Origin of the sequence: Capnocytophaga haemolytica (assembly GCF_001553545.1) — a bacterium.
Taxonomy (GTDB): domain Bacteria; phylum Bacteroidota; class Bacteroidia; order Flavobacteriales; family Flavobacteriaceae; genus Capnocytophaga; species Capnocytophaga haemolytica.
Map to the genome: position 1 here is coordinate 1,052,327 of NZ_CP014227.1, position 26,466 is coordinate 1,078,792.

The 26,466-nt window shown below is 42.9% G+C and carries 19 protein-coding genes; 15 read left to right on the forward strand and 4 right to left on the reverse strand.

Translation table 11 applies throughout. From position 1 onward, the window contains the following. The first annotated feature begins 211 nt into the window (after positions 1–211). The 7 genes from AXF12_RS04635 (at position 212) to hisS (ending at position 11,674) form a co-directional block, all read left to right on the forward strand. Entirely contained in the window at positions 212–3,241 is a 3,030-nt protein-coding gene (locus AXF12_RS04635; protein WP_066428740.1) for a SusC/RagA family TonB-linked outer membrane protein, read from the forward strand. An 18-nt stretch (positions 3,242–3,259) separates the two neighbouring features. Continuing rightward, complete coding sequence (locus tag AXF12_RS04640) at positions 3,260–4,924, forward strand: SusD/RagB family nutrient-binding outer membrane lipoprotein (RefSeq protein WP_066428742.1); 1,665 nt, start codon at positions 3,260–3,262, stop codon at positions 4,922–4,924. An 8-nt stretch (positions 4,925–4,932) separates the two neighbouring features. Further along, positions 4,933–6,279: a glycoside hydrolase family 18 protein gene (locus AXF12_RS04645; protein WP_066428744.1), complete on the forward strand. Its 1,347-nt coding sequence runs from the start codon at positions 4,933–4,935 to the stop codon at positions 6,277–6,279. A 12-nt stretch (positions 6,280–6,291) separates the two neighbouring features. Further along, positions 6,292–7,539: a DUF1735 and LamG domain-containing protein gene (locus AXF12_RS04650; RefSeq protein ID WP_066428746.1), complete on the forward strand. Its 1,248-nt coding sequence runs from the start codon at positions 6,292–6,294 to the stop codon at positions 7,537–7,539. Positions 7,540–7,932: 393 nt separating this feature from the next. Then, entirely contained in the window at positions 7,933–8,688 is a 756-nt protein-coding gene (locus tag AXF12_RS04655; protein WP_066428748.1) for a DUF6261 family protein, read from the forward strand. A gap of 4 nt (positions 8,689–8,692) precedes the next feature. After that, positions 8,693–10,126: a hypothetical protein gene (locus AXF12_RS04660; RefSeq protein ID WP_143325014.1), complete on the forward strand. Its 1,434-nt coding sequence runs from the start codon at positions 8,693–8,695 to the stop codon at positions 10,124–10,126. A 150-nt stretch (positions 10,127–10,276) separates the two neighbouring features. Then, positions 10,277–11,674 carry a histidine--tRNA ligase gene (gene hisS / locus AXF12_RS04665; protein ID WP_066428750.1) on the forward strand — a complete coding sequence of 466 codons (1,398 nt, stop codon included), beginning with the start codon at positions 10,277–10,279 and terminating at the stop codon, positions 11,672–11,674. Positions 11,675–11,849: 175 nt separating this feature from the next. On the opposite strand, the gene AXF12_RS04670 is transcribed toward hisS, so the two are convergent. From AXF12_RS04670 to AXF12_RS04685, 4 genes are all read right to left on the reverse strand, one after another. Further along, entirely contained in the window at positions 11,850–13,100 is a 1,251-nt protein-coding gene (locus AXF12_RS04670; RefSeq protein ID WP_066428751.1) for an aspartate kinase, read from the reverse strand. Positions 13,101–13,303: 203 nt separating this feature from the next. Further along, complete coding sequence (locus AXF12_RS04675) at positions 13,304–13,993, reverse strand: YiaD family glycine zipper/OmpA-like lipoprotein (protein ID WP_066428752.1); 690 nt, start codon at positions 13,991–13,993, stop codon at positions 13,304–13,306. Positions 13,994–14,012: 19 nt separating this feature from the next. Beyond that, on the reverse strand, positions 14,013–14,507 hold the full coding sequence (locus AXF12_RS04680) for a lipocalin family protein (protein WP_066428754.1): 495 nt from the start codon (positions 14,505–14,507) through the stop codon (positions 14,013–14,015). 70 nt (positions 14,508–14,577) lie between these two features. Next, entirely contained in the window at positions 14,578–15,339 is a 762-nt protein-coding gene (locus AXF12_RS04685; RefSeq protein ID WP_066428755.1) for an MBL fold metallo-hydrolase, read from the reverse strand. A gap of 220 nt (positions 15,340–15,559) precedes the next feature. On the opposite strand from AXF12_RS04685, the gene AXF12_RS04690 reads away from it, so the two are divergent. The 8 genes from AXF12_RS04690 (at position 15,560) to AXF12_RS04725 (ending at position 26,413) form a co-directional block, all read left to right on the forward strand. Next, positions 15,560–16,705, forward strand: coding sequence for an AAA family ATPase (locus tag AXF12_RS04690; protein WP_066428756.1), 1,146 nt, complete (start codon positions 15,560–15,562; stop codon positions 16,703–16,705). Next, complete coding sequence (locus AXF12_RS04695; protein WP_066428757.1) at positions 16,702–17,307, forward strand: hypothetical protein; 606 nt, start codon at positions 16,702–16,704, stop codon at positions 17,305–17,307. The genes AXF12_RS04690 and AXF12_RS04695 overlap by 4 nt, the downstream gene beginning before the upstream one ends. Before the next feature lie 94 nt (positions 17,308–17,401). Next, positions 17,402–19,282: a molecular chaperone HtpG gene (gene htpG, locus AXF12_RS04700; protein WP_066428761.1), complete on the forward strand. Its 1,881-nt coding sequence runs from the start codon at positions 17,402–17,404 to the stop codon at positions 19,280–19,282. Positions 19,283–19,508: 226 nt separating this feature from the next. Continuing rightward, on the forward strand, positions 19,509–20,723 hold the full coding sequence (locus AXF12_RS04705) for an alpha/beta hydrolase fold domain-containing protein (RefSeq protein WP_066428762.1): 1,215 nt from the start codon (positions 19,509–19,511) through the stop codon (positions 20,721–20,723). 179 nt (positions 20,724–20,902) lie between these two features. After that, the gene (locus AXF12_RS04710) at positions 20,903–22,633 is read left to right on the forward strand and encodes a peptide MFS transporter (protein ID WP_066428763.1); all 1,731 of its coding nucleotides are present in this window, start codon (positions 20,903–20,905) and stop codon (positions 22,631–22,633) included. Positions 22,634–22,662: 29 nt separating this feature from the next. Beyond that, positions 22,663–24,390 carry a peptide MFS transporter gene (locus AXF12_RS04715; RefSeq protein ID WP_066428764.1) on the forward strand — a complete coding sequence of 576 codons (1,728 nt, stop codon included), beginning with the start codon at positions 22,663–22,665 and terminating at the stop codon, positions 24,388–24,390. Positions 24,391–24,553: 163 nt separating this feature from the next. Beyond that, positions 24,554–24,961, forward strand: coding sequence for a lipocalin family protein (locus AXF12_RS04720; protein ID WP_066428768.1), 408 nt, complete (start codon positions 24,554–24,556; stop codon positions 24,959–24,961). 210 nt (positions 24,962–25,171) lie between these two features. Then, on the forward strand, positions 25,172–26,413 hold the full coding sequence (locus tag AXF12_RS04725) for a peptidase U32 family protein (RefSeq protein ID WP_066428770.1): 1,242 nt from the start codon (positions 25,172–25,174) through the stop codon (positions 26,411–26,413). The last annotated feature ends 53 nt before the right edge of the window (positions 26,414–26,466 follow it).

Here is a 26,466-nt window from a genome sequence, read left to right on the forward strand (position 1 = left end):
TAACCTTAAAAAGTGTTGTTATTTTTTTAAATCAGCGTGTATTGTAAAAAAGCTCTATTTTTTTAACATTTTATTAGTATGTGATTTTCAGTTAATTGTATTTATAATGGCTTTAAATATTAAAATAGACGAAAAAAATAGGGTAAAAAGTTTTTTCAGTTTTTAAAATTATATTAATTTTACCGCGAATTTAATTTATTTCAATAAAGTAATGAAAGTGAAAATATCAATGCTAATGTTCGTTTTGATGCTTTTTAGCGGTTCGCTTTGGGCGCAAACGAAAGTATCTGTGACAGGTACTGTTACGGGTAACGACAAGATGCCCTTACCAGGTGTGAGTGTTGTTATTAAAGGGACAACACGAGGCGTATCAACTGACTTTGACGGGAAGTATCAGATACAGGCTTCACAGGGTGAGGTGATTGAGTTTAGCTCAATGGGGTATACTTCTCAGCACAAGAAGGTGAGCAAAGCGAGTGGTTCAGAGGTTATTAACGTTGTTTTGACTGAGGAAATTCAGCAGCTCGAAGGTACGGTGGTTACTGCCCTTGGTATCAAACGCCAAGAGAAAGCCTTGAGCTACAACGTACAACAAGTAAAAGCCGAAGAGCTTACCAAGGTGAAAGACGCCAACGTGGTTAATAGCCTGAATGGTAAGGTAGCTGGGGTGAATATCCAACGTAGCTCTGCAGGTGTTGGGGGTGCTACCAAAGTGGTGATGCGTGGGCTCAAATCATTGGATGGTAACAACGGCGTACTCTATGTGATTGATGGGGTACCAATGTTTAACAAGCAGAGTGATGGTGGTGGAAATAACTTTGGTAAGCCAGGTGGTGGTGAAGGTATTGCCGACATCAACCCTGATGATATTGAGAGTATCAACGTGCTTACAGGTCCTTCTTCAGCAGCACTTTATGGTAGTGAGGCTGCCAATGGGGTTATCCTCATCAATACTAAGAAAGGTAAAGAAGGCAAGCTCGAAGTTACCCTCGGTAGTAGTGTTGAACTGATGAAACCATTTATTTTGCCTGAGTTCCAGAATACGTATGGCAGCAATGGCGATAGAAGCTGGGGTGCTAAGCTCGCAACTCCTTCAAATGTAGACCCAAGGAAGTTCTTCCAGACAGGGACGAATATTAACAACTCCCTTACCTTATCAACAGGAAACAAGCAGAACCAAACGTATGCTTCTTTTGCACAAACTAGTGCAGATGGGTTGATTCCGAATAATGCTTATTATCGTTATAATGTAGGGGTACGTAATACTTCTAATTTCTTGAATGATAAGATGCATTTAGACGTAAGTGGTAACTTTATCCGTCAAGGGAATAGAAATATGACTGCTGGGGGTGGCTACTTTAACCCATTGGTAGGGCTTTACTTGATGCCTCGTGGATTGGATTACAACGATGTAGCGGTATACGAACGCTATAACCCTGATAGAAAAATCTCAGAAAGATACCAACCTTTCTCTGACAGAGTTGATTCATATTTCTCTGAAAACCCTTGGTGGGTTGCCAATCGTGAGGTTTTTACCTCAAACAAAAAGCGCTATATGATGTCCGCTTCTTTGAAGTATGATATTTTTGATTTCCTCAATATCACAGGGCGTGTACGCTTGGATAATGATTATGGCACCAATGAAGAGAAATTGTATGCAAGTACTACCAACTTCTTAGTAGGTTGGAAAAACGAATTAGGTTCTCATAACAAGGGTAGATATGGCATTACCGAATCTAAGGATGAGCAAACTTATGCGGATGTAATGTTGAACTTCAACAAGTCGTTTGGAAAAGATTTCTCATTGACAGCTAACTTAGGTTCGAGCTATAACGACCGTTACAGCAGATCGCTCAGTGCTTCTGGTTATTTATACAAGGTGTCAAACCTCTTTTCTACTGCCAATTTCAATGCCGTAGATGCAGGTGCAGGGCAAAGCTACTATCGTGCTAAGAATGTAGCTGTATTTGGTAGTGCAGAACTTGGTTATAAAGGGATGCTGTATCTCTCAGTAACAGGGCGTAACGACTGGTCTTCACAATTGGTAAACTCAGCAGAACCTTCATTCTTCTACCCATCGGTAGGGCTTTCGGGGGTAATTTCGCAGATGGCTAAGATGCCTGAGTTTATCAACTACCTGAAAGTGCGTGGTTCTTATACTGAAGTAGGTTCTCCTATCAGTAAGACAGGGATTACCCCAGGGACGATTACTCACGAGCTTACTCAGGAAGGGCTGAAGCCTAATACTGTGTATCCTTATCCAGAGTTTAAGGCAGAACGTACGGCTTCTTGGGAATTTGGGTTGAACTCTAAATTCTTTAAGAATGCCCTTTCAGTTGATCTGACTTTGTACAAATCGAACACATATAATCAGTTCTTTGAGCAAGATTTGTCAGCGTCATCAACTTATTCGAAGTTCTATCTGCAAGCAGGGAATGTTGAGAACAGAGGGATTGAGTTAGCGGTAAGTTTCAACAAAGAATTGGTGAAAGACTTTAATTGGAATACGTCTGTTACTTACTCTCGCAACGTAAATAAGATAAAAGAATTAGTAAGAGGCTACCGCAATCCATTTACAGGGGAGACATTTGATATTAAAGAAATAAGCAAGGGAGGATATACATTGCGCGAAGGTGGTAGTATGTCGGATGTGATTGTAAAAGGTGTGCTTTGGAAGGATGCCAATGGCGATTTGGTAGAAGAAGCTTCTGAGTACAAATGGGATAATACGCAAGAGGTGAAATTAGGTCGTTTGACCCCCGATTTCCAAATGGGTTGGAGAAATACTTTCTCTTATAAGAATATCGACCTTAGCTTGCTGTTCAACGGTAGTTTTGGAGGTATCGTTTTGGCTGGGACACAGCCTTACTTAGATGCTTATGGCGTTTCAAAGGCGTCTGCTCAAGCACGTGATAATGGCTTGTTTGTAAATGGTAAACCTGTGAATGTAGAAAAATATTACAATACCATTAAGAAATTGCCAGGCTACTATTCTTACGATGCTACGAATGTTCGTCTGCAAGAGGTAGCACTCACCTATAGTATTAAAGGTGAAGAGTTCCATTGGGATAAAGTAAAACGTATTACACTCGGTGTGATAGGTACAAACCTTTGGATGATTTACAACAAAGCTCCATTCGACCCTCAACTTACTTTTGGGGTAGGCACTTATTCTCAAAAAGAATTATTTATGACGCCAAGTGCTACTACTTATGGTGCAAGTTTGAAAATTCAATTCTAATTTTTAAAGATTAAGATAATGAAAATATTTAATAGAAATATAATAGCTGTAATACTTTCAAGTGTAGTGCTTACCTCTTGTATTAAAGATTTCCAAGATGTAAACACCAACCCTTTGCAGCCTAATGACGAGCAAAGAGAGAGAGACGGATTGGATAATGGAGGTTATTTTGCGAGCTTGGTGCAACGCCCTATTCCTACGGGAGTAGGCGTAGGTCCTGCCAATGATTATCAGGTGATACAAAATATGAGTACAGACAACTGGGTAGGCTACTTTTCTCCTGGGAAAAACAAATGGGATGGTGGTACCAACCAAACTAGTTTCTACATCTCTGACGGGCGTAATAACGGTACGTTCAACACCTTGATACAAGTGCTGATGAATCCTTTCTTTAAGATTAAATTACAGACGCACACCACCGAGACCGTCAATGGTAAATTGGTATTTACCCCAAAAGATCTCAGCAGTAGAGCGATCTATTCCTTAGCACAGATTGTGAAGATTATGGGTATGCACCGTGCTACTGACCTTTATGGTCCTATTCCTTATAGCGATATGGAGCCAGGGAAGCAGAATGCTAAATACGATAGCCAAGAGGCTGTCTACAAGGCATTTTTCAAAGAACTCGTAGAAGCCAGAGACGTGCTTATTGAGTATGGTACCAGCAAAAAGGTCTTGGAAGAGTTTGACCCTGTTTACCAAGGTGATACTGCAAAATGGATTCGCCTTGCCAACTCATTGATGTTGCGTTTGGCTATCCGCGTGCGCTATGCGGATGCGGCACTGGCACAAAAGTACATCACTGAGGCTACTGATGTCAGCAAAGGTGGACTTATTGAGAGCGATGACCAAGCCGCTAAGCTCGTAACTACGGCACGCAATCGTTTTGATAACTCATTGGTAACGATGTTAGGCTATAAAGAACTCTATATGGGGGCTACCATTTATTCGTATCTCTCAGGCTATAGCGATCCGCGTATGGCTAAATACTTTAAAGAAGGCACTGCGGATACCAATCCGAAGGTTCCAGGCTATTATGCAGTGCGCTCAGGTATCGGCCCTAATTTGGCTGATGGTCTCTACAAAGAGTTTTCTGTGCCAGCAGTGGTAACCACCACACCTACCTATTGGTTGCGCGCCTCTGAAGTACAATTCTTGTTGGCTGAGGCAGCACTGGCAGGGCTCTACACAGGCGATGCTGAAACGCTTTACAAAAAGGGCATCGAGATGTCGTTTACTGAAAACGGCTTAACTGCTGCACAAGCACAAACCTACTACGGGGCTACAGGGAAACCTGGGGATTATACCGACCCTAAAACTTCTGATTACAGTATCACTGCTGCCAGCACTATTGATAAGAAATGGCTCGCATCAGGATCTACAGAGGAACACTTAGAGCAAATCATCACCCAGAAGTACATCGCCAATTATCCTAACGGATTCGAGTCGTGGAGCGAGTGGCGCCGTACAGGCTATCCACGTATGTTCCCTGTGCCTGTTGATTTGAGCAACAAGGGCACGCGCAACGTCGGCAATGGCGGAAAAGACTACGGCGTACGTAGATTCCCGCTTCCTGAAGTAGAGTTTAGGCTCAACAAAGCCAATGTAACTGCTGCCCAAGCCTTAATTGGCGGAGCGGACAACGCAGCAACGAATGTTTGGTGGGATAAAAAATCAAAATAATAAGCAATATGAAAAAATACATATACACAATCATAGCGGTTTCTGCCTTAGTGGCTGCTTGTAGCAAATGGACAGAAACCGAGTCAATGGCAGATGATTTCGAGAATGCTGCCTTGAAGGACCTGCGCGAAAAACGCGATAACGCTAAGTTTGAAGCCGAAGCACAGCGCACTGAGGAAAACCGAAAAGCCTTGGACGCTTATTGGGCACAACTCAGAGAATACAAGAAGAAAGCTTGGCTCAACACGGGCGAAGCAGGTGGGCAAACACCGTTTTTCTACTTCTGGTACTCAGGAGGCTTTTGGACAACCCAAAAAGGAATAGCAAAAACCTGGTTGCAGTCTATTCCTGACTCTGTTACAGCTATTTCTATGTGGGGTGGCTTAGGTACACGCCCTGAGAATCTTTCCGATATGCAGAAGAAAGACCTTGAGATATTTCACAAAAAAGGGAGTAAAGTATTTATGTGCTGGCAAACTCCAAGTGTTGGTTTAGGGTTACCAAGCCGCAAAGATGGAACTTTGAATGGGTATGATGATTTTCATAAAAAATACCCCTACAGCGAATGTAAAGAACAATGGGGACAGATTTATGCTCGTGAGCTTTCTCGTTACATTATAGTGCTTGGTTTTGATGGCTATGATTTGGACTGGGAAACTTGTGGAGATCACGGGGCTGAAACTGATGAGGGGACTCCTTTTATGATGAATAAAAATTCGGATGATAGCAGTTTAGCACGATTTGTAAAAGAAATGGCTAAGTACTTTGGTCCTGTAGGTCCTAACCACTTGGTAAAAACACAAGCAAAACGCGAAGCAAATATCAAGGCACTATTTGATGCTTCTACAACTGGCTTTCACCCTAAGGAAAAGGAATACATTGAAGAGTTTAAGCCATATCTGCCAAGTGATTATTTAACTAAGCGTTATTATTTCTGTGCAGATGTTCCTTGTGGGGTTGCTGCAGTTTTTAATAATCACTTTAAGGAATTCTTTGACAAGCACTTTATGCAAGACTATCAAGTATCAGGTGTTGGTACGCATATCAAGCAGTTAGGGGGGGTATATTATAACTCTACCAGTGCAAACTACCAAGCAGGCAATTTTAAAGTAACCCCTGCTAAAGCAAAAGCTATTCACAACAAACAAATTTGGGGCTTTGGGGCTTATCACGGTCAAACAGATTATGAAATCAATAATGAGAATAACATTCAATTTACTGATTATTTAAAAGCTAATAATCTGAAAAGAAAATATTTGCATTATGCTTGGACTCGCGAATGTATACGCATCGCCGATCCACGACCTAACTACGCTGGCTATGTGGAAAAAGAACCTTATATCGTTATACCTTAATCTTGTATCACAATGAAAAATATCATATTTAAAACATCTTTTTTGGCAGTGCTCTTCTCTGCGATGAGCTGCCAAGATAAATTGGACACCCCAAGCGGCAACGAGGCTTCGGCGATCTATATGCCCGAGCAAACCGCTACTATCAACATTGCTTCGTCAACCGTTGGCGGGCAGACCGATGTGGAAGTGCGTTTGGCAAAACGCAACGACGAGGATGTGAAGGCTACCATCTCTATGGATGATTTCTTCGCGGCTTATAACAAGAAAAATAACACCCGCTACAAAGTGTTGCCAGCAAGCGAATATAAAATCTACCAAGTAGGTGACCCTTCCAACGTGATGAAGGACGGGAAGATTGTGGTAAACATCAAAAAGAAGGAAGCCGCTGCAAAAATCCGTGTAGTGGTAAATCCGCTCAGTGATGAAACTTACCCTATTGGTATCAAATACGCTATTCCGCTGCGAATTACTTCTGCAGGCGTATCGCGAATTTTGGAAAACGACCGCGCTGTGGTATCGTTCAACCGTCCGTTCAAAACTTCGGTAGGCGAAATCAAAAAAGGGAACAATTTCTCTGTTGCCTTAGATCCAACCATCCCTACCACTGCTGAGTTCACCATTCAAGGACACTTTGTCTTCTCAAATTTTGATAACACAGGTATGGGGCACTATTGGAATCAGTCTATGATTAACTTCCGAGGTGGTCCTGGCTCTAACTGGTGGTATACACGTGTTAATAAAGGTTCTTTTCAAGTAAAAGACCTTGATGCCGATGGAGATGCAACAGAAATTAAAATGGATGTAAAAACGGGCACTTGGTATCAAGTTTCCTATGTATATAAGGATAATAACTTGAAGGTATATATCAATGGTAAGCTCGCTAAAACTTTTGTACGTCCTAACTTGAGTTTCGTTAAAGGAGAAGGTGGGGCGATCACTGTCGGAAATGCAGGCAATGACGATTCACGCGACTACCGCATTCGTGAAGTACGTGTGTGGAACCGCGCCCTTACTGAGGCTGAGATTAACGACAATCTCTACCTCCCTGTCGATCCTGATGCTGAAGGACTCCTTGTTTACTTACCTATTGATAAGAAAAATGGCTTTAAGGAACTTACAAAATACAATAATAAGGTAACCTTTGGCAAGAGCGGACACGACCCTAAGACCCAACCACCAGTACAGGAATCAGACATCTCCGTAGAGTGGACGGAAAACGTAAAATTCCCTTCTGATACATTTACAACCACTACTGATTAGTAAAAAGTTCATAACTATGTCAAAGTTATACCACTTTGACATAGTTTTACTATTCTTTTTCTAAAAAATAGCTTTTCAGTTGTTTTTTTAGAAGTAGAAAATTAAAAAAGCTGTAAAAGAAAAGTTTTCTCACATCAAATTTTCAGAAATACTGTAAAAGAAAAGTTTTCTCACATCAAATTTTCAGAAATACTGTAAAAGAAAAGTTTTCTCGCATCAAATTTTCAGAAATACTGTAAAAGAAAAGTTTTCTCACATCAAATTTTCAGAAATGCTGCAAAAGAAAAGTTTTCTTGTATCAAGTTTAGAAAAAACACAAAAGAAAAGTTTTTTTGAAGGGTTTTCGAAAAACTAAAAAAACAAAATTTATTAAACGAATAAAATTTGATTAAGATGAAAAGTAAAAAATTAGTTTTCACTTTTTCTAAATTATGGAACAGTGAATATCCATTAGTAGTAGAGCGCATTATCAAAATTGTTGAAAAACACAATCCAGAGGCACTTCAACTCAAAAAGGCATTTGATAGGTTAGTAGCTTTTCAAGGCGATTTAGAAAAACTCGAAAAGCAAGCCAAAGCCAGCGGTATCACCAATGAAATCTCTGATAAGGATAGCCTTCGTGATCGCCTTACACGTGCCATCTTCAATCAAGTAAGTACCTTTAAGATGCTCTCTGTAGATCCTTATACAGAGAATGCAAAACTTATCGATAAATACTTTGATAATTATGGCTACGACCGTAAGATAATCAATGAAAATTATACTTCTCAAACCGAAAATACCTCTCAGTTTATTGCAGGTATTGAGAAGGATACAAATCTCAAAACGGCTTTTGACAATTTGCATTTGACGGATTTACTTACACGCCTAAAAACAGCAAATACTGATTTTGAGACACTATTCCTTAATCGTACTCAAGAGCTCTCACAGATCCCTAATGTAGATGTGAAGGCTATTCGTACACAGGTGGATAGTGCTTTAAACAGACTTTTTGTTTCCATTGAGTTCAATAAAGACGAAAACTCCGACAAGGATTACAGTCCGCTCATCAATGAGTTAACAGAACTCTTAGAACAACAAAAGACACAAATAAAAATACGTCAGGGGAAGAAAAACACTGACAAAAAAACATCAAACTCTAAAAATTAATAAAATGAGAATAAATATTCTGAAAAATAGTTTGCTTGTCCTTTCCTTATTAGGAGTGATGACATCGTGCAAAAAGGAAGACATTACCATTGAAAAAAATGACAGTCTCTCTTGGGAAATTGATAAGAAAATCACTGAGGATGACATCAGAAATCGCATCGGCTACGATCCGAGATTTTCTTATGCGTATTTTACAACAACAGATAAGGAAATCCCAATGTTATCATTGGAAAATGTCCCCCTTGTTGGCAATACCACTACGCAGGTCGAAGTAACCTTACTAAATGCTGCCTTAGAAGATCAGCAGGTAACTATTGCTTATGATGCGGCTTTCTATGATAAAGTAAAAGCACAGTATCCTAACTTTGAATTAGGGGACGCCTCTCTGATTAAAATAGCAGAAACAACTAAAACAATTGCAAAAGGAACGAGATCCGTAAAATTTGATTTAGTTGCAGAGAACCAAACAAATCTCACTAAGAACTTGATTTTTCCTTACGTACTGAAAATTGCAAATGAAAAAGTTAAATTAGTAGATAAAGCAGATCATTTTGTAGCTAAGTTTGTGAAAAAAAATGTAACTATTGGTACAAATCAGGTTGAATTTGATAGGACAGCCTATTTAAAGGATGGCAAAGTTACTTTTCCTGAAGCTAATATCAATATAGATCTCAGCAGTGATAACGAACTTCCATTTAATCTTTCAATAGGAATAGTTCGTGATGATGCTTCTTTAGGAAGCGGTAAAACCTTAGCCCCTCAAGGAGTAGAAGGCACTTTACCAAAAGAAGAATTTGAAGGAACAGATCAAAGCCTTTCAATATCTTTAGACGCTACAAAAATGGGAACAACCTTAGGAAAATATGATTTACCTCTAAAATGGGTAATTTATGATTCAAAAGGGACTATGTATGATTTACCTAATAATAAAATATTGGTAAATATTACCCTAAAGGAAAAAAGCAATGAACTTATTGAAAACTCCCGCAACAGCTCAGGCTCACACGATGAAAACCCTAGTGGAACGATCATAGCTGACAAATCAGGAATGTCTTTTTGGTTCCGATTACAAGATGAAACTGGGCGTGCTGAAAAAATGATAGATGGTCAAACTGATGATACAGCATATTTTAAACAGAGAAGTGGACAATTCTTATATTTTCAATTTCCTGAGAAAAAGAGAATTAAATCAATTCGCTTTACAATAAAGGAAAGTCACGGAATAAGTAGTTTACAATGTTTTGCTTCAAATGATTTATACAGTGCTCATGGTATAAAATATCAAGGTACGGCATCTTTTACAGAGTCTGGAAAATTCTATACAGTTACTTTTAAAGAATCAATTTTGACTCAATATTTAGTATTTGGGTCATTTAGATCATCACGAGGTAACAATGCTTGGTTTGAGATTTATGAGGTAGATTTCTATGAAGAATAGATAAACCTTTCCATATTTTTTTATCATAATCGGCTTTGTTTATTACAGCAAAGCCGATTTTTTATAGCAGCAGATTAGATTTTTATAGTAGATAATACTTATCTAACCTAAATAATTACTACCTTTGCACTTTCAAAACGAATAAGCATTATGGCAATACAGAAACCAAGTCTCCCGAAAGGCACCCGCGATTTCTCTTCTGAAGAACTCGCTAAGCGTTATTACATTATAAATACCATCCGCGAGCAGTTTGCGCGCTTTGGCTTTGCGCCCATCGAGACGCCGAGCTTCGAGAACTACAACACCCTGATGGGCAAGTATGGCGAGGAAGGCGATCGATTGATATTTAAGATCCTCAACTCGGGCGACTTTACCGCTGGCGTGGACGAAAGCGATTGGCAGACTAAGAACGCAGCCCGCCTCACCCCCCAAATTTCAGAAAAAGCCCTGCGCTACGACCTTACCGTGCCCTTCGCGCGCTACGTGGTGCAGCACCAAAATGAGCTGACCTTCCCCTTCAAGCGCTACCAGATACAACCCGTATGGCGCGCCGATCGCCCACAAAAAGGACGCTTCCGCGAGTTCTACCAATGCGATGCCGACGTGGTGGGCTCGGCAAGCCTGTGGCAGGAAGTAGAGCTGGTGCAGCTTTACGATGCGGTGTTTACTTCGCTGCGCCTGCCTGTAACCATCAAGCTGAACAACCGTAAGATCCTCAGCGGTTTTGCGGAGGTAATCGGGGAAAGCGACCGCCTTATCGACTTTACAGTGGCTTTGGATAAGCTCGACAAAATCGGCAAAGAGGGCGTGGTCAGCGAGATGCTTAGCAAAGGTATCCGTCAGGAGGCGATCGATAAGATTGCCCCGATATTCTCCCTCAGCGGGTCATTTGCAGAAAAGGTAGCAGCCTTGCGTGAAATCCTTAAAGCATCGGAGACGGGGCTTAAGGGCATTGAGGAATTGGAGTTTATCGCCACGGCTATCGACAGCCTACCGCTTGCCACTGCCACCCTTGACTTAGATGTTACCCTCGCCCGCGGATTGAACTATTACACGGGGGCGATCTTTGAAGTAGCCGCTCCGCGCGAAGTACAAATGGGCTCCATTGGCGGGGGCGGTCGTTACGACGACCTCACGGGCATTTTTGGACTGAAAGGCGTCAGCGGCATCGGCATTTCCTTCGGCTTAGACCGCATTGCCTTGGTGATGGAGGAACTCGGTCGCTACCCTGAGTCGTTGGGCGTTACGCTGGAAGTTCTTTGTATCAACTTTGGGCAAGCGGAAGCCTTAGCGAGCTTAAAGTTACTGCGTACCCTTCGCAGTTTAGGCGTAAAAGCCGAGCTATATCCCGATGCTGCCAAGATGAAAAAGCAGTTGGAATACGCCAACAAAAAGAATATCCCTTATGTGGTGATTATCGGAGAAAGTGAGTTGCAAAAAGGTACATTCGTACTGAAAAATATGCAAACAGGCGAGCAAAAAGAGCTGACAACAGCACAGGAAGCCGTTACAATTATGAATGGCGCAGCAGAAATCAGAGGTCAGTAGCCAGAGATCAGCTACAATACCTATAAACATTTGAATTATTATATAAAAAGTCCCGAGAATATTACACTCTCGGGACTTTATTATTTATATAGTACGTCTCTGTACTATAACTACTGTTCTCTGACCTCTATTGATACAGCTCGCCTCTGACCTCTACTCTCTGACCCCTGACCTCTTACGAAGTAACAATCTGCACGGTTGCGCCCATCACTTGCTTGAGAAGCACCTCTTTGCCTTCCTCTACGCTAGCAATTGCCTCGGGGGTGGCGTGACGAATGGTGTAAAGGGTAACGCCCTCGGCAACGCTCACGTTAAACTTGCCCTCTAACTGCCCAAGAAGCTCAGCGAGCGTATCAAACTTGTTATCCACACACACCGAAAAACTAATTGCCGAGTTCTGAATCACGCTCACCTTCATTTTCGCTTGGTGCAGTGCCTTAAAGATATAGCTGATATGCTCCTCCATAATAAAGGAAAAATCTAAGGACGAAAGCGAGATAAGCGTCTGGTCGCGCTTGAGGATAAAGCAGGGCACCTTCGGCTCTAAATCGGCGACCTTACAAACGGCACTTCCTTTAGCCGTCGGGTCTACAAAGGAACGCACATAGAGCGGTATCTCCTTTTGTTGTAATGGCTGTAAGGTTTTCGGGTGGATTACCGATGCTCCGTAAAAAGCGAGCTCGATAGCCTCTTGATAAGGGATTTTATGCAGTAATTCAGTGTGCTCAAAGTAGCGCGGATCGGCATTGAGCACCCCTGGCACGTCCTTCCATATCGTTACGCTCTCGGCATCCAAGCAATACGCAAAAATAGCAGCGGTATAGTCCGATCCTTCACGTCCCAAAGTGGTAGTGAAGAAGTTAGCATCACTTCCCAAAAAACCTTGTGTGATATTCAGTAGTTGCTTGTTGATGCCACTGCGGATATTGCGCTGCGTCTCCTCCCAATCGATGGCGGCATCACGATAGTTGCTATCAGTTTTGATAAGGTTGCGTACGTCTGTCCACGTGTTCTTAATACCATTGTCGTTCAAATACAGACTGATGATGGTGGTGGAAATCAGTTCGCCGAAGCAAATCACTTGGTCATATACGAAGCTATGCTTTGGCGACTTATTGCGCTCTAAGAAAGACACGAGTTCTGCGAAAAGCCCGTCCACCTTCCAGTATACAGGATGGTTTTCATCTTTAAATAGCTCGCGAATGATGTGGTAATGGAAGGCTTTCACCTCGTCAATGCGCGCGGTAAGCATCTCTTTATCCTTGAAATACGCCTGCACTACCGCCTCCAATGCATTGGTAGTTTTTCCCATCGCTGAGATGACAATCAGCGTATTGCTATAGCCTACGGATTCTAATATCTTAGCGACGTTGCGCACCCCTGCGGCATCCTTTACCGATGCCCCCCCGAATTTAAATATCTGCATAAATCTTGTTTTTTTGAGTGAATTCTGAAAATATTACAGCGCACAAAAGTACGGCTTTTCACCTTTTACGCCAAATATTACAGCGAATATCTCAAAAGAGATGCCATTTGTTATGATTGTAACGGACTCCATAAGAAAAGGAGTTAAGAACAATTAGCTCTTAACTCCTTAGCAATTAATTATAAGTACACTAAAGTGCTGGATTATTGCCCAGCTTGTTTTTTAGCATCCGCTTTCATCTTTTCGTTAGGAACAATCACAATGTTCACACGGCGGTTCTTAGCGCGTCCTGCGGCAGTGTCATTGCTTGCCACTGGATTATTTTCACCATACCATTTAGTAGTAAGGCGGCTTCCAGCTACACCATTAGCAGTAAGATAACGGCTTACGGATTGCGCTCTGTTCTTTGAAAGCGTCATATTGTAAGCGTCTTGTCCTACGCTGTCAGTGTGTCCTGCAACAAGCACGTTAGTGTCAGGATATTCCTTCAAGATTCTGATCAGCTTATTGAGTGTCTCTTGCGATTTAGCGTTGATGTTATACTTAGCAGTCTCGAAATATACACCGCTGTTGTTGTCATCAAACGTTACTACGATACCATCGTCCACACGCTTTACTTCAGCGCCAGGCACTTCCTGCTCGATCTTCTTAGCTTGCTTATCCATTTGGTTACCGATAACAGCCCCAGCAGCACCCCCTACTACCGTACCAAGTACCGCACCGAGTTCACTGTTCTGTCCGTTACCAACGTTATTCCCTAAGATAGCACCCAAAAGGGCACCTCCAGCAGCACCTACTACGGCACCGCGCTGTGTTTTATTTGAGTTGTTATAAGCCTCACAACCCACCAGCATTACAGCCGCTGATAAGGCTAATACTACGATTTTTTTCATCCTTGTATGTTTTTAAAAATTATTTAACAAAATTCATTGAGATCACAAAAGGCTTGCCATCTACCCTTACGGTTTGTTCCCACACCATTGAGTTATCAGAAAGGCTTGCCAAGTGTAAGCGAATACCAGCGTTGTTCTCTGATTTGTATTTCTCATTAGTAGGCTTCAACAAGAAATCATAGTATCCTGTCGCTTTATCTATTTGCTGTACAATAAAGATAAAGTTCCTTTGCCCTGTTGAGCAGCCACTGTTGTTAATAGTGTAATGCCCACGGTTGTTGTTCGGAACAAACTTCCAAGTACTCCCCTCAAAACACTCCTTTGAAGTATCTTGTAGCAAGGTAACATCATACTTACCCTGTTGGCTGTACGTGATCGACTGTAGCGTCCATTCCCCTTTAAGCGTCTTGTTAGCTACATTGGTCTCCTTCGGTTTAGCAGTCATTGAGCTGCCTGACGACTTACAAGCGCCCATAGTGGCTGCCACTAAAAGTAAAATTAAAATTCTTTTCATATAATTGTATTTTAATAATTGCTGCAAAGATACGACAAATTTCCGAACCACCATAATAATTAACGAAATCTTAACAGTTTATTCGTAGCCCGTCATACGCCAAAAACACCCCCGAAGGCAATTCTCGTTCTACCTCAGCGTGGAAGCCAAACGTCTGGCTAATATGCGTAAAATAAGTGCGTTGCGGGTTGATTTTGCCAACAATCGCCAGCGCCTCCTCAAGGTTCAGATGCGTAGGATGAGGCTCTTTGCGCAGGCAATTGAGCACTAACACTTTTACACCTTTTAACTTCTCTAACGCCTCCTCAGCGATGTATTTTGCATCCGTAATATAAGCCAAATCGTCGATGCGGTAACCCAAAATCGGTAGCTTGCCGTGCTGCACTTGCACAGGAATAATCCGCTTACCTCTCACCTCAAAAGGCGTATCCTCCACTTGGTGAATCACCACCGAAGGCGCCCCAGGATACCTGTTTTCAGTAGCAAAAATATAAGCAAAACGCCTTTTCAGTTCCTCAATCACCCGCGCGAGGGCATAGATAGGCATATCGCCCTGCATAAAAACAAAAGGGCGGATATCGTCAATGCCAGCCGTATGGTCAGCGTGCTCGTGCGTAAAGAGGATCCCCTCCAAATGGCGCACCCCCTCACGCAGCATCTGCTGGCGAAAGTCAGGCGCACAATCAATAGCCACGTTCACACCCTCCCAGCTCACCAATGCCGAAGTGCGCAAACGCTTATCCCTTGGGTCAGTACTTCGCCCCACTGGGTGATCGCTGCCAATCACAGGCACCCCCTGCGAAGTGCCCGTACCTAAAAATACCAGTTCCAAAGTTATAAATCTAAAAATAAATCCAACCGCAAAGGTACTACATATTTTTCAAATAGCAAGCCAACCTCGCCACAGAAAAAATTCCTGACGGACTACTATCGAATCGATATCGAACTAAGGGTGAGGGAATAGAATATAAAAGATATAAAAAAACAATATGTATTTTACTTGAATTTAAATAAAAAATACTACCTTTGCCCCGTTAAAACTAATTATATAGATGAGAGAGAGTATACACATTAAGAATTTTGGACCTATAAAAGACATCTACATTGAGGATATAAAACCTCTTACGGTACTTATTGGTGAGTCAGGTAGTGGTAAGAGTACCCTAATGAAAGTCCTTGCGCTTTTTAGATGGATTTATAAGATGCAAAATATACGTTCTTACCTGAAAAATAGCAAAATATCAAAAAGCCCTTTTCGATTTCGTATGGATACCTATCTAAGAAATTGTGGTTTTGTTCAGTACGTGAAGAAAAACACTGAGATACAATACACAACGCATTTTGGAGAACGGGCTTACACCATTACCTTTACACAAGGAAAGCTTAGAGGCAAAAATGAGATCATAGCTACAGAGGATTTGCAGTATAATAAGTTGAGTTTTATCTCTGAAACACGCAACCTTATTCCGTTGTGGGCAGAGAAATCTCCCTCGAAGGCTACTTGGGGTTTTTATTTTCAAGAGGTCTTGAACGACTTTATTGATGCTTCTAATATGCTTAAAGCCTTAGACATTCCTTTTTTTAACTTACAATTTGCAGTAAAAAAGGAGAAGTTTAGAACACGCTATGTAGTTCGCGATACCGCTAATACGTATGAATTAGATATGAAAGATAGCTCCTCTGGGATTCAAAATGTAATACCTTCATTACTTATAGCTACCTATTTTGCAAAACATTTTGATTATGAAGAAGCGTTTAACCGTACGGTGTTAAACTATCTAAGTCAGATAGATAGGCTCACTGACTTCAAACCCGTAACCAATCTCGGCGAGGTTAAAAAGCGCATCTCACTGCATATTGAAGAGCCTGAACTGAGCCTTTTTCCCGATGCCCAATGCGAGCTAATGAGTGCCCTCGTTGCCAACTGCTTTAAAGAAAACAAGAATGAGGTCAATATGGTCTTCTCCACACACAGCCCCTATATAGCCAACTACCTCAACCTACTCATCAAGGCGTGTGATAAAGGGCAATTGATAAAAGGGGCTAATATTAGGTTTGAGGATTTAGCAGTATATCAGGTGATAGATGGCAGCATTGAAGACTTGTGTATCAAAGAGAACCGCATCGTAGATACGAATAGCCTCTCAGACACCATCAACGACATTTATAACCAATACGAAGAACTAAACAACCAATGATAACAGATTTACTAACCAACGATTTCATCACACATTACCACCTGCCAGCCGTGCCCACCATAAAAGTAATACAACTGCAACACACCTCCTTTGGCATTAGCGACTTAAAAGGACAAGGCATCACCATCACACCTACCCACTTAGGCACAGCCGTTTGTACCAACCCCCAGAAACACAACATCACCATCATCGGCTATGAGTCCTTTATAAACACCATTGCCAACGAAGCATTTCAGAAAAACAAAAATAGATGCGATATACTCTGCGAAACCACCCAAACCTTTGTGCTCGGCGAACTAAAAGAAACCAAAACAAGAGCCTTAAAAGAAGCGCGTAAAAAGGCAAAAACGCAGTTAATAACCTCTTTGCAAACCCTCTGTGCCGTGCCCGCTATCAAAAAATACTTAGAAACAAAAACCATTAGAAAATGCTGTTTCTTTCACAAAAAGCCCACCAACGTAGCTAACATCTACGCCCCAGAAGCCTTTAACCGCTTAGCAACGCTCCCTTCAGTAGCTATAAAGAAAAACTACCCCGACATAGAAGCATTCGGCTTTGAGTGTTATGAATACACATATCCGCAAGTATTAACATTGTCTTAAACTGGCACCACCTGACAAAATGTCAGTCAGCACTACTTTGGTATGCTTTTCGCAATAGGTTTGCCGTTAAATAAGTAATAAAGAATAAAAGAATATGAAAGGAAATATCAATGTTTCAGTGGAGAACATCTTCCCGCTGATTAAAAAGTTCTTATATAGCGACCACGAGATCTTCTTGCGCGAGCTTATCTCCAATGCTACCGATGCTACCCTCAAGCTCAAACACTTGTGCAGCATCGGAGAGGCAAAAGTAGAGTACGGCAACCCAGAGATCACTGTGCGTGTAGACAAAGACAACAAGACACTCCACATCAAAGACCAGGGCATCGGTATGACTGCCGAGGAGGTGGAGAAGTACATCAACCAGATTGCCTTCTCTGGGGCAGAGGAGTTTCTCGCTAAATATAAAGACACTGCCAAAGACGCAGGTGTTATAGGTCACTTTGGTTTAGGTTTTTACTCAGCCTTTATGGTGGCTAAGGAGGTGGAAATCCTTACCAAGAGCTACACCGATGCGCCCGCTGTGCGCTGGGTATGCGATGGCTCGCCTGAGTTCACCCTTGAAGAATACCCAGAAAAGACTGACCGCGGTACGGAGATTGTGTTGCACCTCAATGATGACTCATTAGAGTTTTTAGAAGCACACCGCATTGAGGAGTTGCTGACCAAGTACAACAAGTTTATGCCCGTGCCGATTATCTTCGGTACTAAGCGAGTGCCTAAACCACGCCCAGAAGATGCTCCCGAGGACTATAAGACGGAGTATGACACGGTGCCAAACCGCATCAACAACCCCAATCCCGCGTGGACGAAGCAGCCTGCTGACCTTACCGATGAGGACTACAAGGCTTTCTATCACGAGCTTTACCCGATGCAGTTCGAGGAGCCGCTCTTCCACATACACCTCAATGTAGATTATCCCTTCCACCTTACAGGGATACTCTACTTCCCTAAGCTCACAGGCGACTTACAGCTGCAAAAAGACCGTATACAGCTCTATCAGAATCAGGTGTTTGTAACCGATAATGTCGAGGGTATCGTGCCAGAGTTCCTTACGATGCTCAAGGGGGTGATCGACTCACCTGATATACCTCTAAACGTCTCTCGATCATACCTACAAGCCGATGCCAATGTGAAAAAGATAGGCAGCTATATCACCCGCAAGGTAGCCGATAAGCTCAAATCACTCTTCAACAGCAACCGCAAGGACTTTGAGGCTAAGTGGAACGACATCAAGATAGTGCTCGAATACGGTATGCTCACCGATGACAAGTTCTACGAGAAGGCAGGCGACTTTATGCTCTACCCCTCTACGGACGATAAATACTACACCCTCACAGAGTTGAAAGAGGCTACCAAGGCATTGCAGACGGATAAGGACGGCAACTTGGTGCTACTCTACGCACAGAACAAAGAGGCGCAATACGCTGCCATAGAAGAGGCGAAGGAGAAGGGATACATCGTGCTGCTGCTTGATACGCCTATTGTATCGCACTTGATGCAGAAGCTCGAGCAAGACAATGAGAAGTTGCAGTTTGCCCGTGTAGACTCTGCTCCACTCTCAAAGCTCATTAAGAAAGACGATACGGTGATAGCCAAGTATTCCGAAGAGGAAAAGAAAACCCTTAAAGAGGTGATAGAGACCGTAGTGCCTAAGGAGGGCTATATGGTGCAGCTTGAGGATTTAGCGAGCGATGAGCCTCCGATGGCTATCAATCAACCTGAGTTTATGCGCCGTATGAAAGAGATGAGTGCCACCAGCGGTGGGGGTATGTTTGGGGCATTCCCAGAGGTGTACCACGTGGTGGTCAATAGCAATTCGCCCTTAGCGGACGCTATCCTCAAAGCCCCTACAGAGGACGCTAAGAAAGCCCTCATCAGTCAGGCTTTTGATTTGGCACGTCTCTCACAAGGCTTATTGAAAGGCAAAGAGTTGTCAGACTTTGTGAAGAAGAATTTTGAGGCAATTAAATAGCATCCATAAGTCAAATATAAAAGGTCAGGGGTCAGAAGTCAGTGTATAAATGCACTGACTTCTGACCCCTGACCTTTTATCCTTTTTTCTGCAAAACTTTTTCGAGGAATATGTAGAGGTTTAGATAAAATATAGTAACTTTGTCGCCTGAAAATAGATAGCCAATTAGCTTACTTATAGAAAATAAATTGCTGAGAGCTATGATTAAATATTAAACTGTATAGAAATGAAAAAACATTTACTAATCCTCATTACCCTACTCACAGGGGCAACTGCTATGGGGCAGCAGTACAAGGTAACTTTTGACAAGGCAGAACACGGTTCCTATACCGTATCGCCAGCACTGCCCAAAAGCGGGATGTACAAAGCAGGCACTGTGCTCACCGTAAAAGCCACCCCAGACAAGGGCTACACATTTGACAGTGGTTATTACACCGCTTCCGAAGATATGCCTTGGGGTAGACTCTATTTCGAGACAATGACCCCTGAATTTAAAATTACAGTTCATCGCAATATCGCTATTGGGGCTTATTTCGTAAAACAACAGGCTACCCAAGGGCTTGTCGTTACCCAAGATATAGTATTTGCACAACCAGGGAAGAAGCCTCTCAAATACGATGTTTACGCCCCTAAAGGAGCTAAAAACCTGCCTTGTATAGTCATTATCCACGGAGGTGGCTGGTCGTCCAATACCGAAGACATTATGCGCGGTATGGCACGCGAGATGGCGCGTACGGGCAAGTATGTAGTCTTCAGTATGGACTATCGTTGGCTGGGCACTCTTGATGGCGACAAAACGCCTACCGAACCCTATCAGATTATTGAGGACGTCTACGGTGGACTGCTTCATATTATGGAGCACGCTGCTGTATACGGAGGCGATCCTTCCAAGTTATTGCTCACAGGTGATAGTGCAGGCGGACACCTATCAGCTTCTGCTGCCAACTTCGTAGAGCGCATTGGAGATCGTGGTTTTGGTAAGACTGAAGATGTCTACGAATTTAAGCCCACTTATCTGCCTAAAGGCAAAACCCTCATCCAAGTGCGTACCGACTTAGCTAAGGCTATCAAAGCTGTGAGTCCTACCTATGGAGTGTTCTCTGCAGGGCTCCTCTCAGGACCTATGAAGGACAAAAGTGATGCCTATCGCAAAGCTATTGCTCCCATAGAATCTATTCCTAATGCTAAAGAGCGTTATGTACCTCAATTGCTGTTTCGTGGCACTGAAGATCCTATCATCAGTGATCAGGAAGTGCGAGGTTATGAGCAAGCTCTCATCAAAGCAGGGCAACGCGCAGAGTACATTGAAGTAGGTGGTGCTAGCCACGCCTTCTTCGACTGGAAACCTGAAGCGAAAACCCAGGCCGTCTTCGAACGTTATGGCATTTACCACATCAAGGAAATGCTCCTTTTCTTTGATGATGTGCTGGATGGTAAGTAATAATAAGCTTCTTTTCCTCTGTAACCAATTGATAATAAACGAAAAACACGCCTACCTTATACCTTACACCTCATATCTCATACCTTACCTCTAAAAAATTAACAGAATATTTTTGGTTGTTTCGTAGTGTTTTTATAACTTTGTCGCCTTAAAAAGAAAGTAAGAGATTTGCAAGGGGTATGAATTATTCAAACACCAAAGTATTAGGTCAGCCATCGGGCTTGTTTTTTTTGTTCTTCACTCAGATGTGGGAGCGTTTTTCTTTTTATGGGATGTGTGCCCTCTTGGTGCTTTTCCTCACAGCGGAGGTTATTACAGGTTCAGTACAGTCAGGCTGGGGCTGGGATACAGCACGTGCTACCTCGCTCTATGGCACCTACGCAATGCTGCTATACCTCACCCCCATCATTGGCGGTATCATCGCTGATAAATACCTCGGTGCACGCAAGACGATCATCATCGGCGCAAGCATTATGACCCTCGGGCAGTTCTGTCTCTTTATGAATTCCCACACGATGTTCTATGTGGGTTTGTGCTGCCTCGTGATTGGGGTAGGGCTTTTTAAGCCTAATATGCCTTCTATACTATCACAGATGTTCATCGGTGAACCAGAGAAAAAAGACAGTGCCTACACCATCTTCTATATGGGCGTCAATTGTGGTGCCTTCTTTGGGATGATGCTCTGTGGCTACCTCGGCATCCACTGGGGCTGGCATCTCGGTTTTGGGCTGGCTGGCATCTTTATGCTGCTCGGCACACTGCAATTCATCTTTGCCAAAAACCTAATGGACAACTTGGGGGCTGCCCCTAAGAGAATGCCTGAGGCAGAGAAGAAGGTGGATATAGGTGAAAAACATAACCCTTTTACAATAGTGGATATTATCCTCACGGTGATTGTAGCAGTACTGGGGCTCACCTATGCCCTTAATGAGCAGTTGGTAAAAGGCGGCTTTACTGATGTCTTTGGCTTTCTTGATAATCCTTACCTATCTGGACAACTGCTTGTGATACTTGGCACGTTGTTACTTTTTATTTACTTGATTATTTCACGTACAATGCGCTATGAAGGGGAGGTACGTCGCCGTATGTTTGCCGTGCTCTGTATCGCAATGTTCATCATCTTCTTTTACATTGGTTTCGATCAAGCTCCTTCCTCACTGACTATCATCACCCGCGACCATATCGATAGAACACTCACAGGTAACGGACTGCTGATATTCAACATCGTCAATAGCCTATTGGTGCTCGTCCCGCTGGCGATTATCACCTATGTACTCATACGGCTCGCCATAGCTACCTTTAAGATTATTCCGATTACAAACCTCATTCTATTAGTGTGCTTTATGCTACTTTGGGGAGGCTCTATTTATATGCTCTACCAGAAGTTTCACGAGACAGTGTCAGAGATTGAAGTAACGTGGTTTGGCACGCTCAATTCTTTCTTTGTCATCACCTTAGCCTCTTCAATCTCTAAAATCTGGGACTCTAAATACAATCCTCCTGTGGCTTTCAAGTACGGCTTTGGGTTGCTGCTTGTCTCTATAGGCTTTTTAGCAATCTGGTTGGGAGATGTGTATTTCAACGTAGGCGGAAAGATACCGATGCTCTTCTTAGTGCTTATCTATTTATTCCTTACCTTAGGCGAGTTGTTTGTCTCTCCTGTGGGTTTATCCTATATATCTAAGTTAGTGCCAGCGCGTATGCTCGCCTTTATGTTTGGGATGTGGTATTTAGCGATTGCTATAGCCAAGAAGATAGCTGCCTCACTCGGTGGACAAGTAGACGTCATCAAAGCGAAGTGGGGTTTAGACGCCTTCTTCCTCATATTTGCAGGTATCACCGCAGGTGCGGCTATTATCGTAATGGCAATGCACCCACTGCTCAAAAAACTAATGGGAGAAGTAAAGTAACATAAGATAAAAAGTAATTTAAATATATTATGTATCACACAAATACAAAAGTGTTAGGTCAGCCCGTGGGGCTGTTCTTCTTGTTCTTCACTGAGATGTGGGAACGATTTTCATTCTATGGTATGCGCGCCCTTTTGGTGCTCTTCTTAACAGCAAGTCTTACAGATGCCAACCCTGGTTGGGGATGGGATACTGCGCGTGCTACCTCACTCTACGGTACGTATGCAATGCTCATCTATCTCACCCCTGTGCTCGGCGGTATGATTGCCGACCGCTGGCTCGGTGCTCGCAAAACCATCATCATTGGCACGGTGTTCCTCGCCGCAGGGCAGTTCTTCCTATTTATGCCCTCGCATCTCAGCTTTTATATAGGCTTAGCATGCCTCGTAGTGGGCGTAGGGCTCTTCAAACCCAACACACCTACGATCCTTTCGCAACTCTATAAAGATAATCCAGAGAAGAAGGATAGTGCCTATACCATTTTCTATATGGGCGTAAACTGTGGTGCCTTCTTTGGGATGATGCTCTGTGGTTATGTAGGGACTAACTTTGATTGGAACTACGGCTTTGGTCTTGCGGGCGTATTTATGACCCTCGGTGGTATGTTGCAGTTCTATTTCAATAAAAACCTCTTGGGCGACTTGGGCACTGCTCCTGCTAAAGTAGATCATACAGAGGTAAAGGATACTCCTCACGAAAAGCGCAATCCATTCACCACCTTCGACCTTATCCTCACAGTGCTTGTAGTGATATTCGGCTTGGGCTATACCATCAACGAACAGTTAGTAAACGCAGGCAGCACCGACTTCTTTGCCTTCTTAGATACGAGTGCACTCAAAGGAGATTTATTAGTGATTATTCTTGTTGGGATAATGTTTGTATACCTACTCATTTCACGCACAATGCGTTATGAAGCTGAAGTGCGTAGTAAAATGTTTGGAGTGTTCTTTATAGCTTTGTTTGTTATCTTCTTCTACGTGGGATTTGAGCAAGCTCCTTCTTCACTTACGATCATCACCCGTGACCACGTCAATAGGGTACTTACAGGCAATGGGCTGTTGATTTTTAACATTGTTAATAGCCTTTTGGTGATAGTGCCGCTCTGCATCATCACCTACGTGCTCTATAAGATTGCACAAGTTACTTGGAAGATCATCCCACTCACCAACCTCTTCATAGGGATCTGCTTTGTGCTCTTGTGGGTAGGCTGTGTATATATGCTCTACCAGAAGTTCAATGAAACTGTAGGCGAGATTGAAGTAACGTGGTTCCAAACGCTCAACTCCTTCTTTGTGATTACGCTGGCTTCCTCAGTGGCAAAGATATGGGAGTCCAAATACAATCCGCCAGTAGCCTTCAAATACGCCTTTGGCTTGCTCTTTGTAGCTTTAGGCTTCTTGGCAATCTGGGCAGGCTCAGTCTACTTCAAAGTCGATGGCAAGATACCGATGCTCTTCTTAGCAGTGATTTACCTGCTGCACACTTTGGGCGAACTCTTTGTATCGCCTGTGGGCTTGTCGTACATCTCTAAGTTAGTACCTGTGCGTATGCTCGCCTTTATGTTTGGGATGTGGTATTTAGCTATAGCTTTAGCACAAAAAGGAGCCGCAGCCTTAGGTGGTCAAGTGGATGTAATTATCAAGAACTATGGCTTAGATAGCTTCTTTCTGCTCTTTGCAGGCATTATGACGGGGGCTGCCGTTGTTGTAATGGCAATGCATCCACTGCTTAAGAGGCTAATGGGAGAAGTAAAATAAAACTAATACTAAAAGATATAAAAGGCAACTCTTATGAGCTGCCTTTTTGCTTTATTATAGTAGTAGTGTGTTAAAGTTTTGTTAAAATGGAGGGGGGGGGGTAATGGCGGGCTGGGAAAAATGCCATACCTTTGCCGCATTAATTTTAAACTTTATTATTACGATGAAAAGAAATGTATTTTTAAAGACCGTTTTATTAGCTGTATGTATGCTGTTTATCGCTGTGGGGTGCAGCAAAAGTGATGATGATAGCCCAACAGCAACAGATAAGTGGTCTCTTTTACAAGGTACTTGGATGCTTCAAAAGATTAATTCCACTGAGATTTCAGCCAATAAAAAGAAGAGTTTTTTGGAGTTTTCAAAAGACAAATTAAAGATTGTAGATTATTATGATGATGGGAGTGCCTCGACAGAATCAGGAGAGTTTCTCGTTAATGAGCAAAACGGCGAGATAGAGTTTAAAAAATCAGGATACAGTAATTATTCTAAGGAAGCTACTATCGTTACACTTGACAGGAAAACTTTGGTAGTAAACCGCTATAATGGCACTTGTAGTTATACAAAAAAGTAGTAACTATGTTTTTAAATTACAAAAAAGACTGCCCTCATGGTGGTCTTTTTTGTGCTTAAAAGTGAGGTTTTAGTATTTTTATAGTTCATTGACTTTTAATCTGTTGCAATAGTACAATGTAAATTAATCATTAATCATTAATCACTAATCATTAAAAAAGTATTATCTTTGCCCCCTAACCACTAACTACTAACCCCTAATCACTAACGAATGACAGGAACAGGAAAGATTGAATTAATGGCACCAGCGGGCAATTTTGAGTCGCTGCAAGCGGCAATTGACAACGGTGCTGACTCGGTATATTTTGGGGTAGACCAGCTCAATATGAGGGCACGGGCGAGCATCAACTTCACCATTGACGACTTGGAGGAGATTGCACGCCGCTGCCACCCTAAGGGCATACGCACCTACCTCACCCTCAATACGATTATTTACGACCACGACCTCTCTATCATCAAAACGCTTTTAGATGCTGCCAAACGTGCAGAGCTCACGGCAGTGATTGCGATGGATCAGGCGGTGATTGCCTACGCACGGCAGATAGGGATGGAGGTGCATATCTCCACGCAAATCAACATCACCAACATTGAGACGGTGAAGTTCTACGCGCTCTTTGCCGATACGATGGTGATGAGTCGCGAGCTGAGTTTGAGGCAGATTAAGAAGATATGCGACCAGATTGCTAAGGAGGAAATCAAGGGACCCTCAGGCAACTTAGTAGAGGTGGAAATCTTTGGACACGGGGCTCTCTGTATGGCGGTCTCTGGCAAGTGCTACCTGAGTTTGCACTCGCACAACTCCTCTGCCAATCGCGGAGCGTGCAAGCAGAACTGTCGCAAGAAGTACACCGTCATCGACCAAGAGAGCGGCTTTGAGATAGAGCTCGACAATGAGTATATGATGTCGCCCAAGGACTTGTGCACCATTAACTTCCTTGATCAGGTGATCGATACGGGGGCTAAGGTACTGAAGATCGAAGGGCGTGGGCGTGCGCCTGAGTACGTGGCTACGGTGATACGCACCTACCGCGAGGCGATTGACGCTTACTATGCAGGTACGTATAGCAAAGAGAAGGTTGAGGAGTGGATGGAAGCCTTGAAGACGGTGTACAACCGTGGCTTCTGGGGCGGTTATTACCTTGGGCAGAAGCTCGGCGAGTGGAGCGACACCCCAGGCTCTAACGCCACACAGAAGAAGGTGTACATAGGGCAAGGTAAGCACTACTTCCCTAAGAGTGGCATTGCAGAGTTTGCCATTGAGGCATTTGACATTAAGATAGGCGATAAGCTCCTCATCACAGGTCCTACCACAGGCGTACAAGAGATAGAACTCACTGCGATGATGGTAGATGATGTGCCTGCCGAGCGCGCTAAGAAAGGCGACAGTTGCACCCTCAAAACGGATTTTAGAGTGCGCCCCTCAGATAAATTGTATAAAATAGTTAAGATGTAAGGTTTGGGGTGTGGGGTATGAGGTAACGCGGAATTAGGTCTCAGACCCCAGAC

Coding starts and splice junctions, on each gene's coding strand:
- AXF12_RS04705 (WP_066428762.1), top strand. CDS start 19,509: ATGAAAAAACATTTACTAATCCTCATTACCCTACTCACAGGGGCAACT.
- AXF12_RS04680 (WP_066428754.1), bottom strand. CDS start 14,507: ATGAAAAGAATTTTAATTTTACTTTTAGTGGCAGCCACTATGGGCGCT.
- AXF12_RS04655 (WP_066428748.1), top strand. CDS start 7,933: ATGAAAAGTAAAAAATTAGTTTTCACTTTTTCTAAATTATGGAACAGT.
- AXF12_RS04710 (WP_066428763.1), top strand. CDS start 20,903: ATGAATTATTCAAACACCAAAGTATTAGGTCAGCCATCGGGCTTGTTT.
- hisS (WP_066428750.1), top strand. CDS start 10,277: ATGGCAATACAGAAACCAAGTCTCCCGAAAGGCACCCGCGATTTCTCT.
- AXF12_RS04715 (WP_066428764.1), top strand. CDS start 22,663: ATGTATCACACAAATACAAAAGTGTTAGGTCAGCCCGTGGGGCTGTTC.
- AXF12_RS04660 (WP_143325014.1), top strand. CDS start 8,693: ATGAGAATAAATATTCTGAAAAATAGTTTGCTTGTCCTTTCCTTATTA.
- AXF12_RS04645 (WP_066428744.1), top strand. CDS start 4,933: ATGAAAAAATACATATACACAATCATAGCGGTTTCTGCCTTAGTGGCT.
- AXF12_RS04635 (WP_066428740.1), top strand. CDS start 212: ATGAAAGTGAAAATATCAATGCTAATGTTCGTTTTGATGCTTTTTAGC.
- AXF12_RS04650 (WP_066428746.1), top strand. CDS start 6,292: ATGAAAAATATCATATTTAAAACATCTTTTTTGGCAGTGCTCTTCTCT.
- AXF12_RS04690 (WP_066428756.1), top strand. CDS start 15,560: ATGAGAGAGAGTATACACATTAAGAATTTTGGACCTATAAAAGACATC.
- AXF12_RS04725 (WP_066428770.1), top strand. CDS start 25,172: ATGACAGGAACAGGAAAGATTGAATTAATGGCACCAGCGGGCAATTTT.
- AXF12_RS04695 (WP_066428757.1), top strand. CDS start 16,702: ATGATAACAGATTTACTAACCAACGATTTCATCACACATTACCACCTG.
- AXF12_RS04640 (WP_066428742.1), top strand. CDS start 3,260: ATGAAAATATTTAATAGAAATATAATAGCTGTAATACTTTCAAGTGTA.
- htpG (WP_066428761.1), top strand. CDS start 17,402: ATGAAAGGAAATATCAATGTTTCAGTGGAGAACATCTTCCCGCTGATT.
- AXF12_RS04720 (WP_066428768.1), top strand. CDS start 24,554: ATGAAAAGAAATGTATTTTTAAAGACCGTTTTATTAGCTGTATGTATG.
- AXF12_RS04675 (WP_066428752.1), bottom strand. CDS start 13,993: ATGAAAAAAATCGTAGTATTAGCCTTATCAGCGGCTGTAATGCTGGTG.
- AXF12_RS04670 (WP_066428751.1), bottom strand. CDS start 13,100: ATGCAGATATTTAAATTCGGGGGGGCATCGGTAAAGGATGCCGCAGGG.